This is a genomic window from Halalkalicoccus sp. NIPERK01 (assembly GCF_030287405.1).
Classification (GTDB): domain Archaea; phylum Halobacteriota; class Halobacteria; order Halobacteriales; family Halalkalicoccaceae; genus Halalkalicoccus.
In genome coordinates this window covers 76,971-91,775 of record NZ_JASVVV010000003.1, presented here as the reverse complement: position 1 = coordinate 91,775, position 14,805 = coordinate 76,971, and the positions used below count along the sequence as shown (strand labels likewise).

Sequence of the window (14,805 nt, the reverse complement as noted above, 5' to 3'; positions counted from 1 at the left end):
GCGGACTAGAGGGAATCGATCTCGCACAGCAGTTCGGCGAGGCGCTCGCCCGTCTCGGTGAGGCCGTAGCGCACCGCCGGCGGGGAGGCGTCCTCGACCTCGCGGGAGACGACCCCCGCCGATTCGAGGCGTTTCAGTCGGTCCGACAGGGTGCTCGTGGGGACCTCGGTCGAGCGCTCGATCTCGTTGAACCGCGCCTCGCCATCGGCGAGGTGAGCGACGATCCGTCGGGTCCACTTACACTCCAGCACGTCCCAGAGCTCTCCCGCCATCGCTTCGATATCGTGGACCTACTCGCTTGGCTCTTACTCCTCCATTTACGCCACCGTCCGTGGTAGGTAGTGGCGCGATGGCCCAGGAGATACCCGGCTACGACTACGGCGACGAATCGCTCCCCGAGGCGCCCTACGACGAGGAGGACCTCGAGAAACTGCAGGCGACGGTGATGTTCGACGCCGAGGACGAGGAGGCCCTCAGGGAGGCCGGCGAGGTGCTCGAACCCCAAATCGAGGAGATCCTCGACCTCTGGTACGACTTCGTGGGCGCGAACGACCACCTCGTCTACTACTTCACCGACGGCGAGGGCAACCCCGACGAGGAGTACCTCGATCGGGTTCGCGCGCGCTTCGGCCAGTGGATACGGGACACCTGCAATCCCCCCTACGACCGGGAGTGGCTGGACTACCAGTACGAGATCGGACGTCGCCACACCCGCGAGAGGAAGAATCGAACGGACGACGCCGACGCCGTGGATCACATCCACGCTCGGTACCTCATCGCCTTCATCTACCCGATCACGGCGACGATCCGGGAGTTCCTCGAGAACGGGGGTCACGACGAGGGAGAGATCAACGACATGTTCCACGCGTGGTTCAAGAGCGTCACCCTCCAGGTGACGCTGTGGACCCAGCCGTACTTCCCGGAGGGCGACTGGTGACGGTTTAGGATCGCCGAAAACGGAAAGGACTATGTACCTTTAGGCGGGCCTAAACCGTATGGCAGGTAGTTCGCAGGAAGGGACGAGGCGGCGGGACGTACTGCTGGCCGGCGGGTCGGCGATGGGGCTCGCGCTCGCCGGCTGTGTCGGCGGTGGCTCGGAGGGGGAGGGCGGCGGAAACGACACCGGCGGCGGTGGCGACGGCGGCGGGTCGTACACCGTCTCGATGGCACCGGCCGGCGACGTCGAGTTCGAGTCGGTGCCCGAGCGGGTCGTGACGTACTTCCCGGGGTACGCCGACATGTGCGTCGCGCTCGGCGTCGAGGAGACGCTGATCGCGATGGCCGAGACCGATCGGTATCACACGGGCTACTACGACGAACTCGACGGGGTTTCGATCGACAAGGGAGGGCTACAGGACATCCTCGGCGAGAGCGGGATCGACAGGGAGATCTTCTACGAACTCGGCGCGGATCTCCACCTGATCGACCCGCAGTGGCTCACGAACAACGAGTTCTTCGGCCTCGACGAGAGCGACGTCGAGGACGTCCGAACGAACGTCGCCCCCTTCCTCGGCAACACGATCTTCCGGCGCACCGACGAGTGGCACGACTACGAGTACTACACGCTCTACGAGGCCTTCGGGAAGGTCGCGCAGGTCCATCAGGAAGGGGAGCGCTACGAGGCGTTCGCGGGCTTTCACGACGAGTTCGTTTCGGGCGTACAGGAGCGACTGCCCGAGGAACGCCCGAACGCGCTGTTGGTGTTCGGCGACGGCGACGAACCCGAGGCGTTCTCGCCGTACCGCCTCGCCGACGAGGGGACCAACAAGAAGCAGTTCCACGACCTCGGGATCGAGGACGCGCTCGCGGGCACCGGTATCGAGGGACTGTCGACGACCGACCGCGGACAGATCGACTACGAGACGATGCTCGAGGTCGACCCCGACACCCTGCTCATTCGGGGCCACGAGGACAAGTCGGCCGCGGAGTTCGCCGACACGGTCGTGGCGTTCATGGAGGACCACCCGGTCGCGAGCGAACTGACCGCCGTCCAAGAGGGGAACGTATTCCGCGGCGGGCCGATCTATCAGGGGCCGATCCAGAACCTCTTTACGACCGAGCGCGCCGCCCACGATTTCTTCCCCGAGGAGTTCGGCGACGAGGAACTGTTCGACCGGGCCCGGGTCGCGGAGATCGTCGCCGGACGATGACGACCCACGTCGGACGAGCGCGAAGGCGGGTCGCTCGCGAACGGGACGCGGTCGAGGACAAACGCGCGGCCTACGACCGGTTTCGCTCGCGGCTGGAATCGATCCCGGCGCCCGATACCGCCGGGACGGGCGGGACGCTCGTCTCCACGGGGAGCACGTCGACGACCCGACCCGTCCGCGAGGCGTTCGCGGAGACGGTCGCGCCGGTCTGTGAGGAGCGCCTGGTCGGGGAGTTGCTCGCGGCGGAACTCGGCGAGGGGATCGCGACGGCGTTGACCACGGACGGGGCCTCGCCGCCGCTTCGTCGCGCGATTCGCTCCGAATCCGACCGGCGGCGGGCCGAACTCGACGCGATGAACCGCGCGCTCGACGCGGAGGCCGACTCGCTCGACCGCGCGGACGAAACCGTCGAGGCGATCCGCGAGTGGCTGATCGCGGCCAACGAGACGGCGCTCTCCTCGTGTGGGTTCGAGGCGCTCTCGGAACGCCACGCCCGTCTCGAGGGGTTCCGCGCCGACTGTGAGGCGCTCGTGCGCGACCGCCAGGCACATCTGAGGCGGACCACCGGTGCCGACGGGCAGGCGGGGGTGCGCCACCACGACCTCCGCGGGTATCTCTACGAGGGATTCCCGGTCGATCACCCCGTGCTCGTGACCGCGACGCGCCTCGACGGGCTGTCCGAGGAGTGCCAGCGCGCGGTTCGAGCGCACCTCGTGAGGCGGGTCTGAGATGCCAGCCTCGGAAGGGACGCCGACCGAGCGCTCGGCCCGATTGGGGCGGTTCGCGTGGCTCGCCGACGCGCAGTTGCTAGCGCTGGCGCTCGCGAGCACGCTGATCGTCGTGCTGGCGGGGCTCGCACAGGTCAGCTTCGGCACGTACTCGATGAGCCTCGTGGGGGCCTGGCGGGCGGTCTTCGACCCGGCGGTGTGGACGGACCCGGGGGTCCTCCTCGGGTTCCTGCTCGGCGAGGACCTCGCGGGCGCGCTGGGGCTCTCGACGGCGGCCGACCTCTCGCGGGAGACGCTGATCGTCTGGAACATCCGCCTGCCGCGGGTGCTCGTCGGCGCGTTCGTCGGGATGAACCTCGCGGTCTCGGGGGCGATCTTCCAGGCGGTGACGCGAAACGAACTGGCGAGCCCGTTCATCCTCGGGGTCTCCTCGGGTGCGGGGCTGGCGATCCTGCTGACGCTCGTGGTGTTTTCCGGACTGTCGACGCTGCTGCCGCTGGTGGCCGCTGTCGGCGGGGCGCTCGCCTTCCTGCTCGTCTACGCCATCGCCTGGAAGGGCGGGACGAGTCCGGTCAGGCTGGTGCTCGCGGGCGTCATCGTCGGCACGGTCTTCAACTCGTTGCAGACGGGCATGTTCTTCTTCGCCGACGACATCGGGGTGGTCCAGAACGCCATCGCGTGGACGACCGGTTCGCTCACGGGGACCGACTGGGCGCAGGTCCACACGATCCTGCCGTGGACGCTGGTGGCGATGGCGCTCGCGCTCGTGAGCTCCCGGCAGCTGAACGTCCTCCTGCTGGGCGAGCGCACGGCCAGCGCGCTCGGCATGTCGGTCGAGCGAATGCGGTTCGCGCTCTCGGGCGTCGCCGTGCTGGCCGCGGCGGCGAGCATCGCCGTCGCCGGGATCGTCGGCTTCGTGGGCCTGATCGTCCCCCACGTGGTCCGAAACGTCGTCGGCAGCGACTACAAGCGACTGGTGGTGGGCTGTCTGTTCGCCGGGCCGGCGCTGCTGGTCGCCGCCGACGTGGGCGCGCGACTGGCGCTGTCGCCGACTCAACTCCCCGTCGGGATCGTGACCGGACTCGTCGGCGGGCCGTACTTCCTCTATCTGATGCGAAAGAAAGAACGACTCGGTGAGATCTGATGACCGACCACGCACACACGGACCCACGGACGCGACTGGACGCACCGGCCGCCTCGAGAGGCATCTCGTCGACCCCCGCTGACGGCGAAACGGGGCCGACGTTCGCCGGCGAGGAACTCGTCGTCGGCTACTCGAGGGGCGAGCCGGTGATCGACGGCGAGTCGCTCGTCGTCCCGCCCGGCGAGGTGACCGCGCTGGTGGGACCGAACGGGTCGGGAAAGAGCACGCTGTTGAAGGGGCTCGCGAACCAGCTCTCGCTCGACGGCGGCTCGGTCGTCCTCAACGGCCGGGAGATCCACCGGTTGGGGACCAAGGAACTCGCGCGAAAGCTCGGACTGCTCTCCCAGGAGAACGACGCGCCGGGGTCGATCGGCGTCGAGGAACTGGTCTATCACGGTCGCTACCCCCATCGGGGCTTCTTCGATGGCGTGAGCGAGGAGGACGACTGTGCGGTCCGGGACGCGATCTCGCTCGCGGGGATCGACCACCTGCGCGGTCGGGAGGTGAGCAGCCTGAGCGGCGGGCAGAAACAGCTCGTCTGGATCGCGATGGTGCTGGCCCAGGACACCGACGTTTTGTTGCTCGACGAGCCGACGACGTTCCTCGACCTGCACCACCAACTGGAGGTGATGGAGATCGTCCGCACCCTCCGGGAGGAACGCGAGATCACGGTCGTGCTCGTGCTCCACGACATCGAGCAGGCCGCCCGTCACGCCGACTACATGGTCGCGCTCGAAGGGGGGACGATCCACGCCCGCGGCACCCCCGACGAGGTCGTCACCGAGGAACTGCTCGCGGAGGTGTTCCGCATCGAGGCGACCGTCGAACCCGGGGACGAGGGGCCACGGATCACGCCTCACGGCCCGCTCCACGGCTAGAAGCGGTCGAGGCCGACCTGTCGGCGTCCCTTCCCCTCGGGCTCCGCGACCCACGGGGTTCGGCGCTCGCGCTCGGCCCGGAGGTCCACGGCGGGCGCCTCGGCCGACTCGTAGCCGGGACACGAGGGGCCACACTCGCCGGGGTCGACGATCCGGTCGTAGTACGAACAGCGGGGCACGCTCGCGCCCGCGACCTCGTCGACGGCCCCCCGGGCGCACGCCGGCGGCTCGATCCGCCAGCCCTTGCCGTAGGCGCGCTCGGCGATGCGCCGTCGCCGCCTCGCCTTCTCGGCGGGCGAGACGATCGCGACGTCGGTTCGAAGCGGCGTTCGCTCGCGGAGTTCGACGCCCCAGTCGTCGGAATCGAGGGGCGTCGGCTCCCTGATCTCCTCGCGTTGGCCGTCGACGAACCGCCAGACGCCCACCGCCTCGGGGATCCGATTGAGGTGGGCGCGCGTGACGTAGCTCCCGGTGGCGAGGACAACCCGATCCGCGAGGCCCAGGCTCACGTCGAGTCTGAGTTGTCGGTCGAGGTCGCCCGGCGAGGCGAGGTCGGGCTTGTTCTCGATCGCGGTGATCGGACCGAACCAGTCGGGATACCGGGTCGTCTGGCGGACGTACTCGCGCCCGCCGCGTCGTTCGCGCTCGAAGAAGCCGACCTCGACCGCGCGATCGACCATCTCGCGGGCGCGGTCGGGGTGGAGGTCGAACGCCCCCTTCCAGTAGCGCGCCTTCCCCGTCCCGACGTCGGCCTCGATGGCCGGCCCCGGAATCCGCTCGGGCGTGATCGCCGCCCGTTTCTCGAACTCGGGTCCCGGGGCGAGGTGGACGATATCGAGGATCCGGCTCCCCGGCGAGGCGACCGCCCCGCCGAGTTGGCGGGCGACGATCCCTCCCTCCCGTTCGAGGTGGGCACACAGCGACAGTTCGAAGCCGAACTCGCGCACGGTGCGGGTAGGGAGTCGAGCGAGAAAAGGCCGCCGGAGCGACAGGCCTAACCCCTCGCTCCCGAACCATCGGGTATGCAGGGCTACTCCCGTCGGGCGTTGCTCGCGAGCGCCGGCGCGCTCTCGACAGGCGCGCTCGCGGGCTGTCTCGGCGGCGACGGCGGCGGTAGCGGCTCGGAGCGCGAGTGTTCGGGCGAGCAACGCAGCGTCGAGGTGCCGCCCGCGGGCGACCCCGAGAGCGGCGTGACGCTCGCGGTCTACGAGGACTTCGCGTGTCCGGGCTGTGGGGAGTTCTCGCTCAACGTCCTCCCCGGGATCAAAACCGACTACGTCGAGCCCGGACGGGTCGCCTACGAGCACCACGACCTCCCGATCCCGGTCGACGAGGAGTGGTCCTGGAGGGTCGCCAACGCCTCGCTCGCCGTCTTCGAGGACGCGGGCGCGGGGGCGTACTACGCGTTCGTCGAGGAGGTCTTCCAGTACCAGGGCGAGTACTCCGAGGGGACCGTCGCGGGGCTCGCCGCCGAACTCGGGGCCGACGAGGAGGCGGTTCGGGCGGCGATGGAGGAGGAGCCGTTCTGCGAACGGCTCAACGAGAGCCGCGCCGAGGCCACCGAGCGCGGGGTCGAAGTCACGCCGACCGTCTTCGTCAACGACCAGCAGTTGGAGGCGCCCGGCGACGAGGAACTCCGCGAGGCGATCGACGCGGAACTGGCCTGACCCGGTGCGAACCAACGGGGCTAACTGTCCACGCCCCCGAGCGACGCACATGGACCGGCGTACGTACCTCGGCGCTGCGGCGGCGACCGCGGGGGCCTTCGCTGCCGGCTGTCTGGGGCGCGGGGCGGGGAACACGTCCCTCGGCGAACCCGACGACCAGGGCGCGGACAGCGAGGACCTCCCCTACCCCGCCTACGGCGAGGAGTTCCCCGAGTCGACGCTTCCCGATCCCCTTCGGAACGAGGAGGTCTCGACGGCCGAGTTCGAAAGCGAGCGGACCGTCCTGATGACGTTCATCTACACGCACTGTCCCGACGGGATCTGTCCGGCGCTGACGCAGGTGCTCCGCCACGCGCAGGCCGACGCCGTCGAGAACGGCTACGAAAGCGACGTCGCCTTCCTCGCGGCCACCTTCGACCCCGAGCGCGACACCGCCGAGGTCCTCCGGGAGTACGGCGACCAGCAGGGCGTCGACTACGAGGCCGAGAACTGGCACTTCCTGCGCCCCGAGAGTCCCGAGCGCGCCCGCGAGGTCGTCACCGACACCTACGGCGTCCAGTTCGAGCGGGTCGACCCCGACGAGTTGGGGGACGAACACGCGGGCCACGACATGGGCGAGTACGGCTTCGACCACTACCCGATCACCTACCTCGTCAACCGCGAGGGCTACGTCGAGCGCGCCTACACCGGGGTGCCCGAGGGCTCGCGCGTCGTCGAGGACTGCTCGACGGTCGCCGAGGGCTGATGCGCCGTCGAGACCTGCTGGCGGGCGCGGCGAGCGTCGGGGTCCTCGGGCTGGGCGCGTGGACGGTCGCCTCGAACTCCCTGGGGAGCGGCCACGACCCCGTGACCCTCGAGACGATCGAGGCCCCCGGCAGCGAGGCCGGCGAGGTGCAGGTACCGGAGTCCGGACGGGTGAACTTCCTCGACTTCTTCGGGACGTGGTGTGGCCCCTGCGAGACGCAGATGCCCGCGCTGGTCGAGGCCCACGAGCGGGTCGCGGACACGGACGTCCAGTTCGTCTCGATCACGAACGAGCCCGTCGGCACCACCCTGCCGCCCGAGGAGGTCGCCGAGTGGTGGGCCGCCCACGATGGAGCGTGGACGGTCGCCCACGACGCCGACCACCGACTGACCGAGCGCCACGACGTGACACGGCTGCCGACCGCGGTCGTCCTCGACGCCGAGAACACGGTGACGTGGACTCACACGGGGTTGGCCGACGCCGACGAACTGGTCGCGGCGATCGAGGACGCCCGGTAGATGGCCGACCTCGAACTCCTCGGAACGATGGGCTTCGCGTTCGGGGCCGGCGTCGCAACGTTCTTCTCGCCGTGTGCGTACCCCCTGTTGCCGGGCTACGTCGGCTACTACGTCTCGCGGGCCGAGACGGGGACTCGAAGACCCGTCGGCGGCGCACTCCTCAGGGGATTGGCCGCCGGTGCGGGCGTCCTCACCGTCTTCGGCGCGCTCGCGGCGCTCGCCGTCGGGGTCGGGCAGGCCGGCTTCGAGCGCCTCGTGCTGTTCGAGCCCGTCGTCGGGGCGGCGCTCGTGGGCGCCGGCCTGCTCGTCGTCCTCGGTCGGGGCCCCTCGCTCCGGGTCGTCCTGCCCGAGCGGCGGACCGGCGTCCTCGGGTTCGCCGTCTTCGGCGCGGTCTACGCGCTCGCGGCCGCCGGCTGCGTCGTGCCGGTCGTGCTGGGGGTGTTCCTGGGGGCGGTCGCCCGGCCGCCGCTGGAGGCGGCGCTCGTGGTGGGCGCGTACGCGGGCGGCGTGAGCCTGCTGATGGTGGCGGCGACCGTCGCCACCGGCGTGGGGGTGGCGCTCGGCACCGAACGGCTGGTGGGCTACGGCGAGCGCCTGAAGCGTCTCGCGGGCGCGGTCATGGTCGTCGCCGGTCTCGGCCAACTGTATCTCTCGGTGGTCGTCCTCGACGTGCTCTGATGGGGATTGTCGGAGCTACCCGTCCATCTCAAACGAAGGAAGCGAGTCCCGTCGGTCGATTCCTCCGGACGGAATCTATGAACTCCTATGATAACCCCTATGAGGGGGTCACCGGTCGAGGGAGAGGAGCGCGGTGAAGAGGACGGCCGCACCCGCCTCGGCGGCTTTCGAGACCAGCGCGTAGGCGTCCCCGCGGAGGTGGTCAGCGAGCGTGCTCAGCGTATCGTCGTTGCCGTCGCTCCGATCGTGTCCGTTGTGGTCGTGCCCCTCGTGGCTGTGGCCGTGGTCGCCTGTTCCGTGGTCGTGACCGCGGCCGCTGTCGTGGGAGTGGGTCCCCGCTCCGTGGTCGTGACCCGTCTCGATCCCGAGGGTCGATTCGGCGACACCGAAGCCGTGGACGTCGGCGTACGCGAGCAAGAACAGCACCATCAGTCCCACCCCAGCCGCATATGCCGTCGTGGCGGCCGGCGTCAGGGCGATCACGCCGAGCAGCGCGAGCGCCGCGAGGCCGCCGAGCAGGTACAACGCGGGCAGGAGCGCCGATTGAGGGGTAGAAAACGCCTCTGCGAGGCCGGTGACGCCCAGAGCGAGGTGGATGGCCGCCGAGACGAACACCAGAACGCCGGCGACCGGGAGGAGTCGGTTTCGCATCTCGGGAAGAGATCGTCGGCGAGCCCCATCGTTCTACTGGTTCGATCGGCGAATCCGCCACGAACCAGGACGAACGTGGCGATCCGGGGGGACCGGCCGCCGAACGAGGGTGTTTTTACCGGGCCGCCTGTACGGAAAGCCGAGAGATGGACCCCGAACGCCACGGGACCCGACGGCGCGTCCTCGGCCTGATCGGCGCGCTGGGCGTCGCGTCGCTCGCCGGGTGTACGGACGACGAGGACGAACCCACCGACGGAGAGGGCGACGGCGAGGACGGCGGGAGCGAGGGGACGGGCCCCAAGGAAACGGGCGAGGAGTCGGAGGCCGACGAAACCGGCGCCGAGAGCGGCGAGGAACACGGCGCGCCCGAGGATGGCGGGGGCGGATCGCCGAACGTCGAGGGGACGAACCTCTTCGTGCGGGTGGTCGACGGGGAGGGGGCCGCGATCGAGGGCGCGGTCGTGCGGATCACCGGCGGGTCGCTCGACGGCGAGGAGTTCGCGACCGACGCGGACGGACGCGTCATCCGACGGAACGTCGAACCGGGCGAGTACACCGTCACGGCGTCAGTCGGCGACCGGGAGGACGAACGGCGAGCGACCGTCGAGGAGGGCGACGACGAGGCACTGACCTTCACGTTTTCGGCCGCCTCGGAGGGGGGAGAGGACGGATCGAACGGAAACGCGGGGGGCGAAACGGGCGGCTGACCGACACGCGTCCGGAGGGACGAGAGAGCGAGGTTCGGGCCGGGCACGGGACCCGTTCACACGCTCGGAAGGGGAGAGAACAGTAGGTTTATCAGTCGTTCGGGGCGAACAGTCATCAAATTACTATGGAGGCTTCATTGGCGGAGAAACAACGGCAACCGGAGGTGAACATCGGACTGGTCGGCCACGTGGATCACGGGAAGACGACGCTGGTACAGGCGCTCAGCGGGTCGTGGACCGACCAGCACTCCGAGGAGATGAAACGCGGGATCTCCATCCGACTCGGCTACGCGGACACGACGTTCCGGCGGTGCCCCGGCCTCCCCGAACCCGACTGTTACACGATCGAGGAGACCTGCCCCGACGGATCGGAGAGCGAGGTCGTCCGCACGGTCTCCTTTGTCGACGCGCCGGGCCACGAGACGCTGATGGCGACGATGCTCTCGGGCGCGTCGATCATGGACGGCGCGGTGCTCGTGGTCAGCGCCACCGAGGACGTCCCCCAGCCCCAGACCGAGGAACACCTGATGGCGCTCGACATCATCGGGATCGAGAACGTCGTCATCGCCCAGAACAAGGTCGACCTCGTCGAGCGCGACCGGATCGAGCGCAACTACGAGCAGATCAAGGAGTTCGTGTCCGGTACCGTGGCCGAGGACGCCCCCATCGTGCCGATCAGCGCCCAGCAGGAGGTCAACATCGACTACCTCATCGGCGCGATCGAGGAGGAGATCCCCACCCCCGAGCGCGACCCCGACGCCGACGCGCGGATGCACGTCGCCCGGAGCTTCGACATCAACCGGCCCGGAACGACGTGGGAGGACCTTACAGGAGGGGTGATCGGCGGCAGCCTCGTCTCCGGGCATCTCGAGGTCGGCGACGAACTCGAGGTGCGCCCGGGTCGCGAGGTCGAGGAGGGCGGCCAGTCGTCGTGGCAACCCATCCGCACGGACGTCCGCTCGATCCAGGCCGGCGGCGAGAGCGTCGACCGGGCGGTGCCCGGCGGCCTCCTCGGGGTCGGCACCGGCCTCGACCCCAGCCTGACGAAGGGCGACGCGCTCGCGGGCCAGATCGCCGGCACCCCCGGCACCCTTCCGCCGACGTGGGAGTCCTTTACGATGGGCGTCGACCTCCTCGATCGGGTGGTCGGCGCGGAGGCGGGCGACTCGATCGACGAGATCTCCACGGGCGAGCCCCTGATGATGACGATCGGCACCGCGACCACGGTGGGCGCGGTCACGAGCGCGCGCGACGGCGAGTGCGAGGTGAAACTCAAGCGGCCGGTCTGTGCGCCCGTCGGCGCGAAGATCGCCATCAACCGCCGGGTCGGCACGCGCTGGCGGCTCATCGGCATCGGCACCCTGACGGAGTAGATGGCCGTCGTCTGCATGGACACCAACGCGCTGATGATGCCGGTCGAGTGCGACGTCCGGGTGTTCGAGGAGCTAGAGCGCCTGCTGCCCGAGGCCGACCCCGTCGTCCCCGACGCGGTCCTCCGGGAGCTTCGGAACCTCGCGGGCGGGGCGAGCGAGGAAGGGGTCGCCGCCGCGGTCGGGTTGGATCTCGCGGAGCGGTGTCGGCCGATCGGGGTCGAGGAGTCACACGCTGACGACGCCATCGTCTCGCTCGCGCGGGCGGGCGAGTGCGACTACGTCGTCACGAACGACGGCCCGCTGCGCGAGCGCCTGCTCGACGCCGGCGTTCCAGTAATTGGTTTAAGGGGCCGGAACGAACTCGCAGTCACTCAGCCATAACATGTATAAACGGGTTACACTCACGGACACGGTCGAGGTCCCGGCACGGGAACTCGGCAGCGTCACGACCGATCAGATAAAACGGCTACTACAGGACAAACTCGAGGGGCGGATGGACTCGGACGTCGGGAGCGTCGTCACGGTCATCGAGGTCCACGACATCGGCGAAGGGGTGGTCCTCCCGGAGCGCGAGCGCCACGAGGGATCGGTCTTCTACGAGGCGGAGTTCGACGCCGTCACGTTCGACCCGGCGATGCAGGAGGTCGTCGACGGAACGGTGGTCGAGGTCGTGGAGTTCGGCGCGTTCGTCGGGATCGGCCCCGTCGACGGCCTGCTGCACGTCTCGCAGATCTCCGACGAGTATCTCTCCTACGACGCCGAGAACCAGCAGCTCGCCTCGACGGAGTCGAATCGCACCCTCGGAGTCGACGACGCCGTCCGCGCCCGGATCGTCACGAAGAGCATCGACGAACGAAACCCCCGGGACTCGAAGATCGGCCTGACCGCGAAACAGCCCGGCCTCGGAAAGCACGGCTGGCTCACCGAGGAACACGAAGCACGCCAGCAGGCCGCGGGTGACGACTAGATGGCCCGCAACCGGAAGGTCTGTCGGGACTGCCACCGCGTCGTCGACCCCGACACCAACGCGTGTCCGTCGTGTGGGTCGACCTCCTTCACCGAGGACTGGGCGGGCTACGTCGTGATCGCCCACCCCGAGGAGAGCGAGATCGCCCGCGAGATGCAGGTCACCGAGGCGGGCGAGTACGCGCTGAAAGTCCGCTGATGGCCGACACCGAGGCCGAGATCGTCCTCCGACTGCCCGACTCGCTTCGGGGCGCGTTCAAAGAGCCGATGGGGGCGATAGAGACCGACGCCGAAGTGCTGGTCGGCGATATCTCGGGTCCCCTGATCGCCGTCGGGGACGTCGTCACCTACCACTTCGAGCGGATCGGCCACACCCCCGACGTCGCCGTGATCGACGGGCTGACCGAACGAGACACGGTCGAGCCCGAGGTCGCGGACGTCCTCGAAGCCAGCGGTGCCCGCCGCATCGAGGCGACGAACCCCGCCGCGGCGCTCTCGGCGTCGATACTCCGGGCGCTTCGGGAGGCGGTCGGGAGCGAGGAACCGGTCGCCATCGACGTCGAGGGCGAGGAGGATTTAGTGACCCTCCCCGCGCTCGTGCTGGCACCCGAGGGCGCGAGCGTCGTCTACGGACAGCCCGGCGAGGGCATGGTCCACGTCCGGGTCGACGAGGGGACGAGAGAACGGGCACGCGACCTCCTGGAGCGCATGGACGGCGATCACGGGCGGCTGTGGGAACTGCTCGAAGGATGAGTGCTCGCTCTCCGAACGCGTCCCTCGAAGTCGCCGGAACGGTTAAGCCGGTCGTGCACACAAGTGTATACATGAGCGAGACCGAGTACCGGAACGTTCGACTCACCGAGGAAGCCTACAGACGGCTCGAAAGCCGAAAACGACCCGGGGAATCGTTCTCGGACACCGTCGAACGGATCGCTGGCGAGCGATCCCTGCTCGATCTGGCAGGGATCCTCACCGACGAGGAGGCCGAAGAGATGCGCGAGGCGATCGAAGAGAGCGAGGGTCGCTCGCACGACCGTCTCGATCGGCTCGCGGATCGGTTGGACTCGTGATCGTCGATACGGACGTTCTGATCGACGTGATGCAGGGCGACAGCCGGGCAAAACGGAGGATCGAGGATATAGAATCCCAGCGAATCCCGCTCCGTATCTCGTCGGTATCGCTGTTCGAGCTGTATCACAGCGTCGAACGGGTGAAGGAGTCCGCGGATCGACGACGGCGGATCGAGGCGGTGCTCGACTCGAAACCGACGTATTCGGCCGACGACGCCGTGATGAAGAAAGCCGGCCGTATCGACGGCCGACTCGCGACCGACGGACAGGCTGTCGGGATGGGTGATACGATCATCGCCGCGACGGCGCTCGTCCACGAGGAGCCCGTCCTCACGCGGAACGTCGATCACTTCGAGCGGATCGACGGCGTAGTGATCGAGTCGTACTAGCGACACGAGCGGAAGAAAGACTCGAGGATGCTGGATCCACCGACCGACGACGGTAGCGATCGCCCGCGCGAAACGTCGGGGAGCGACGCCGTCGAGTCGGAGGAGGTCACGTTCGGGCGCCGCGGGGTCCGGGCGGGATTTCTCACGGCGCTTCCGATCGCCCTCGGGGTCGGGGGATACGGGGTCGCCTTCGGGGTGCTGGCCGCCAGTGCGGGCCTGAGCGCCGTGGAGGCGGGGCTGATGAGCGCCACCGTCGTCGCGGGGGCCTCACAGATCGTCGCCGTCGAACTCTGGGCCGACCCGATCCCCGTCGTGACGGTCCTGCTCGCGGTGTTCGCGATCAATCTCAGATACTCGCTGATGGGGGCGGCCCTCCAGCCGTGGTTCAGCCGGCTCTCGGCGAGGCAGGCCTACGGCAGCCTCTTTCTGATGGCCGACGAGAACTGGGCGCTGACGATGCGCGATCTGGGCTCGGGCAGCGGCCGGGGAGCGTTCCTGCTCGGTAGCGGCATCGCCGTCTGGTCGTTCTGGGTCGCCTCGACGGTGCTTGGAGTCCTCGCCGGCGGGGCGATCGGCGATCCCTCCATGTATGGGATCGACTTCGTCCTCGCGGCCGTCTTCGTCGCGCTCGCCGCGGAGCTCTGGGAAGGTCGGGAATCGCTCGTTCCGTGGACGGTCGCGCTCGCGAGCGCGCTGCTGGCCGCCGAACTCCTCCCCGGCCAGTGGTACATCCTCGTCGGAGGCGCGGTCGCCGGCGTCGTCGAGGTGATCCGCTACGATGGCTGAGGCCCTCTCGCTCGATCCACGGGTGGTGGGCGTGATCCTCGCGATGGCCGTCGTGACCTTCCTCACGAAGGTCGGCGGGCTGTGGCTGTTGAGCCGATTCGAGGTGAGCGACCGGCTCGAAGCCGGGATCTCGGTCCTGCCCGGCGCGATCGTGATCGCGATCCTCGGGCCGGAACTCGCCTCGGGCGGGCCCGCCGAGTGGGCCGCGGCGGGGCTGACGCTGGTGGTGATGTGGCGCACCGGGAACATCCTGCTCGCGCTGGTCGCGGGCGTGGTCGGGGTCGTGGCGTTCCGAGCGGTCGTCTGAAAAAGCGCACACCGCGAGCGAGCGGATGCGAGTGAGCAGTTTTTTTAG

General features: G+C 69.2%; 22 protein-coding genes. 19 read left to right on the top strand and 3 right to left on the bottom strand.

All coding sequences use genetic code 11. The annotated features are described in order from the left end of the window. Positions 1–5: 5 nt before the first annotated feature. Positions 6–272: a winged helix-turn-helix transcriptional regulator gene (locus QRT08_RS09870; RefSeq protein ID WP_286045777.1), complete on the bottom strand. Its 267-nt coding sequence runs from the start codon at positions 270–272 to the stop codon at positions 6–8. A 77-nt stretch (positions 273–349) separates the two neighbouring features. Between QRT08_RS09870 and QRT08_RS09865 the strand changes: the two genes are divergently transcribed. Genes QRT08_RS09865 through QRT08_RS09845 form a run of 5 tightly spaced genes read left to right on the top strand, consistent with a single transcriptional unit; the run spans position 350 to position 4,900 of the window. Then, entirely contained in the window at positions 350–937 is a 588-nt protein-coding gene (locus tag QRT08_RS09865; RefSeq protein ID WP_286045776.1) for a protoglobin domain-containing protein, read from the top strand. Between the two features lie 58 nt (positions 938–995). After that, positions 996–2,150, top strand: a complete 1,155-nt coding sequence (locus QRT08_RS09860) for an ABC transporter substrate-binding protein (protein WP_286045775.1) — start codon at positions 996–998, stop codon at positions 2,148–2,150. Next, positions 2,147–2,878 (top strand): DUF7260 family protein, encoded by a 732-nt coding sequence (locus QRT08_RS09855; RefSeq protein ID WP_286045774.1) that lies wholly within the window; start codon positions 2,147–2,149, stop codon positions 2,876–2,878. The genes QRT08_RS09860 and QRT08_RS09855 overlap by 4 nt, the downstream gene beginning before the upstream one ends. Before the next feature lies 1 nt (position 2,879). Then, positions 2,880–4,022 (top strand): FecCD family ABC transporter permease, encoded by a 1,143-nt coding sequence (locus QRT08_RS09850; RefSeq protein WP_286045773.1) that lies wholly within the window; start codon positions 2,880–2,882, stop codon positions 4,020–4,022. Further along, positions 4,022–4,900, top strand: a complete 879-nt coding sequence (locus QRT08_RS09845; RefSeq protein WP_286045772.1) for an ABC transporter ATP-binding protein — start codon at positions 4,022–4,024, stop codon at positions 4,898–4,900. The genes QRT08_RS09850 and QRT08_RS09845 overlap by 1 nt, the downstream gene beginning before the upstream one ends. On the opposite strand, the gene QRT08_RS09840 is transcribed toward QRT08_RS09845, so the two are convergent. Further along, positions 4,897–5,847 carry a DUF5787 family protein gene (locus tag QRT08_RS09840; protein ID WP_286045771.1) on the bottom strand — a complete coding sequence of 317 codons (951 nt, stop codon included), beginning with the start codon at positions 5,845–5,847 and terminating at the stop codon, positions 4,897–4,899. The two genes, QRT08_RS09845 and QRT08_RS09840, sit on opposite strands and share 4 nt — an antisense overlap. A 75-nt stretch (positions 5,848–5,922) precedes the next feature. On the opposite strand from QRT08_RS09840, the gene QRT08_RS09835 reads away from it, so the two are divergent. The 4 genes from QRT08_RS09835 to QRT08_RS09820 are packed head-to-tail and all read left to right on the top strand — an operon-like array spanning position 5,923 to position 8,508. After that, complete coding sequence (locus tag QRT08_RS09835) at positions 5,923–6,567, top strand: DsbA family protein (protein WP_286045770.1); 645 nt, start codon at positions 5,923–5,925, stop codon at positions 6,565–6,567. Positions 6,568–6,616: 49 nt separating this feature from the next. Continuing rightward, the gene (locus QRT08_RS09830) at positions 6,617–7,312 is read left to right on the top strand and encodes an SCO family protein (protein ID WP_286045769.1); all 696 of its coding nucleotides are present in this window, start codon (positions 6,617–6,619) and stop codon (positions 7,310–7,312) included. Next, positions 7,312–7,830, top strand: a complete 519-nt coding sequence (locus tag QRT08_RS09825) for a TlpA family protein disulfide reductase (protein WP_286045768.1) — start codon at positions 7,312–7,314, stop codon at positions 7,828–7,830. Before QRT08_RS09830 ends, QRT08_RS09825 begins: the two co-directional genes overlap by 1 nt. Then, positions 7,831–8,508, top strand: a complete 678-nt coding sequence (locus QRT08_RS09820) for a cytochrome c biogenesis CcdA family protein (protein WP_286045767.1) — start codon at positions 7,831–7,833, stop codon at positions 8,506–8,508. It begins immediately after the preceding gene. Positions 8,509–8,616: 108 nt separating this feature from the next. On the opposite strand, the gene QRT08_RS09815 is transcribed toward QRT08_RS09820, so the two are convergent. After that, complete coding sequence (locus QRT08_RS09815; protein WP_286045766.1) at positions 8,617–9,159, bottom strand: FKBP-type peptidyl-prolyl cis-trans isomerase; 543 nt, start codon at positions 9,157–9,159, stop codon at positions 8,617–8,619. A 146-nt stretch (positions 9,160–9,305) separates the two neighbouring features. Between QRT08_RS09815 and QRT08_RS09810 the strand changes: the two genes are divergently transcribed. The 10 genes from QRT08_RS09810 (at position 9,306) to QRT08_RS09765 (ending at position 14,757) form a co-directional block, all read left to right on the top strand. Then, complete coding sequence (locus QRT08_RS09810; protein WP_286045765.1) at positions 9,306–9,866, top strand: carboxypeptidase-like regulatory domain-containing protein; 561 nt, start codon at positions 9,306–9,308, stop codon at positions 9,864–9,866. Between the two features lie 125 nt (positions 9,867–9,991). Continuing rightward, positions 9,992–11,239 carry a translation initiation factor IF-2 subunit gamma gene (locus tag QRT08_RS09805; protein WP_369684829.1) on the top strand — a complete coding sequence of 416 codons (1,248 nt, stop codon included), beginning with the start codon at positions 9,992–9,994 and terminating at the stop codon, positions 11,237–11,239. Between the two features lie 15 nt (positions 11,240–11,254). Continuing rightward, positions 11,255–11,620: a PIN domain-containing protein gene (locus QRT08_RS09800; RefSeq protein WP_369684835.1), complete on the top strand. Its 366-nt coding sequence runs from the start codon at positions 11,255–11,257 to the stop codon at positions 11,618–11,620. Between the two features lies 1 nt (position 11,621). Continuing rightward, complete coding sequence (locus QRT08_RS09795; protein WP_286045763.1) at positions 11,622–12,206, top strand: DNA-directed RNA polymerase; 585 nt, start codon at positions 11,622–11,624, stop codon at positions 12,204–12,206. Then, on the top strand, positions 12,207–12,404 hold the full coding sequence (gene spt4, locus QRT08_RS09790; protein ID WP_286045762.1) for a transcription elongation factor subunit Spt4: 198 nt from the start codon (positions 12,207–12,209) through the stop codon (positions 12,402–12,404). It begins immediately after the preceding gene. Next, positions 12,404–12,958, top strand: coding sequence for a GTP-dependent dephospho-CoA kinase family protein (locus tag QRT08_RS09785; protein ID WP_286045761.1), 555 nt, complete (start codon positions 12,404–12,406; stop codon positions 12,956–12,958). The genes spt4 and QRT08_RS09785 overlap by 1 nt, the downstream gene beginning before the upstream one ends. Positions 12,959–13,029: 71 nt before the next feature. After that, positions 13,030–13,275, top strand: a complete 246-nt coding sequence (locus QRT08_RS09780; RefSeq protein ID WP_286045760.1) for an antitoxin VapB family protein — start codon at positions 13,030–13,032, stop codon at positions 13,273–13,275. Then, positions 13,272–13,664: a type II toxin-antitoxin system VapC family toxin gene (locus QRT08_RS09775; protein ID WP_286045759.1), complete on the top strand. Its 393-nt coding sequence runs from the start codon at positions 13,272–13,274 to the stop codon at positions 13,662–13,664. The genes QRT08_RS09780 and QRT08_RS09775 overlap by 4 nt, the downstream gene beginning before the upstream one ends. A gap of 27 nt (positions 13,665–13,691) precedes the next feature. Further along, positions 13,692–14,450, top strand: coding sequence for an AzlC family ABC transporter permease (locus tag QRT08_RS09770; RefSeq protein ID WP_286045758.1), 759 nt, complete (start codon positions 13,692–13,694; stop codon positions 14,448–14,450). After that, on the top strand, positions 14,443–14,757 hold the full coding sequence (locus QRT08_RS09765; RefSeq protein ID WP_286045757.1) for an AzlD family protein: 315 nt from the start codon (positions 14,443–14,445) through the stop codon (positions 14,755–14,757). Before QRT08_RS09770 ends, QRT08_RS09765 begins: the two co-directional genes overlap by 8 nt. Positions 14,758–14,805: the final 48 nt, after the last annotated feature.

What these genes read in the sequence shown, in the direction of transcription:
- QRT08_RS09835 (WP_286045770.1), top strand. Translation starts at nt 5,923, where the DNA reads ATGCAGGGCTACTCCCGTCGGGCGTTGCTCGCGAGCGCCGGCGCGCTC.
- QRT08_RS09830 (WP_286045769.1), top strand. Translation starts at nt 6,617, where the DNA reads ATGGACCGGCGTACGTACCTCGGCGCTGCGGCGGCGACCGCGGGGGCC.
- QRT08_RS09815 (WP_286045766.1), bottom strand. Translation starts at nt 9,159, where the DNA reads ATGCGAAACCGACTCCTCCCGGTCGCCGGCGTTCTGGTGTTCGTCTCG.
- QRT08_RS09800 (WP_369684835.1), top strand. Translation starts at nt 11,255, where the DNA reads ATGGACACCAACGCGCTGATGATGCCGGTCGAGTGCGACGTCCGGGTG.
- spt4 (WP_286045762.1), top strand. Translation starts at nt 12,207, where the DNA reads ATGGCCCGCAACCGGAAGGTCTGTCGGGACTGCCACCGCGTCGTCGAC.
- QRT08_RS09820 (WP_286045767.1), top strand. Translation starts at nt 7,831, where the DNA reads ATGGCCGACCTCGAACTCCTCGGAACGATGGGCTTCGCGTTCGGGGCC.
- QRT08_RS09860 (WP_286045775.1), top strand. Translation starts at nt 996, where the DNA reads ATGGCAGGTAGTTCGCAGGAAGGGACGAGGCGGCGGGACGTACTGCTG.
- QRT08_RS09765 (WP_286045757.1), top strand. Translation starts at nt 14,443, where the DNA reads ATGGCTGAGGCCCTCTCGCTCGATCCACGGGTGGTGGGCGTGATCCTC.
- QRT08_RS09870 (WP_286045777.1), bottom strand. Translation starts at nt 272, where the DNA reads ATGGCGGGAGAGCTCTGGGACGTGCTGGAGTGTAAGTGGACCCGACGG.
- QRT08_RS09795 (WP_286045763.1), top strand. Translation starts at nt 11,622, where the DNA reads ATGTATAAACGGGTTACACTCACGGACACGGTCGAGGTCCCGGCACGG.
- QRT08_RS09810 (WP_286045765.1), top strand. Translation starts at nt 9,306, where the DNA reads ATGGACCCCGAACGCCACGGGACCCGACGGCGCGTCCTCGGCCTGATC.
- QRT08_RS09770 (WP_286045758.1), top strand. Translation starts at nt 13,692, where the DNA reads ATGCTGGATCCACCGACCGACGACGGTAGCGATCGCCCGCGCGAAACG.
- QRT08_RS09855 (WP_286045774.1), top strand. Translation starts at nt 2,147, where the DNA reads ATGACGACCCACGTCGGACGAGCGCGAAGGCGGGTCGCTCGCGAACGG.
- QRT08_RS09845 (WP_286045772.1), top strand. Translation starts at nt 4,022, where the DNA reads ATGACCGACCACGCACACACGGACCCACGGACGCGACTGGACGCACCG.
- QRT08_RS09805 (WP_369684829.1), top strand. Translation starts at nt 9,992, where the DNA reads ATGGAGGCTTCATTGGCGGAGAAACAACGGCAACCGGAGGTGAACATC.
- QRT08_RS09825 (WP_286045768.1), top strand. Translation starts at nt 7,312, where the DNA reads ATGCGCCGTCGAGACCTGCTGGCGGGCGCGGCGAGCGTCGGGGTCCTC.
- QRT08_RS09850 (WP_286045773.1), top strand. Translation starts at nt 2,880, where the DNA reads ATGCCAGCCTCGGAAGGGACGCCGACCGAGCGCTCGGCCCGATTGGGG.
- QRT08_RS09785 (WP_286045761.1), top strand. Translation starts at nt 12,404, where the DNA reads ATGGCCGACACCGAGGCCGAGATCGTCCTCCGACTGCCCGACTCGCTT.
- QRT08_RS09865 (WP_286045776.1), top strand. Translation starts at nt 350, where the DNA reads ATGGCCCAGGAGATACCCGGCTACGACTACGGCGACGAATCGCTCCCC.
- QRT08_RS09780 (WP_286045760.1), top strand. Translation starts at nt 13,030, where the DNA reads ATGAGCGAGACCGAGTACCGGAACGTTCGACTCACCGAGGAAGCCTAC.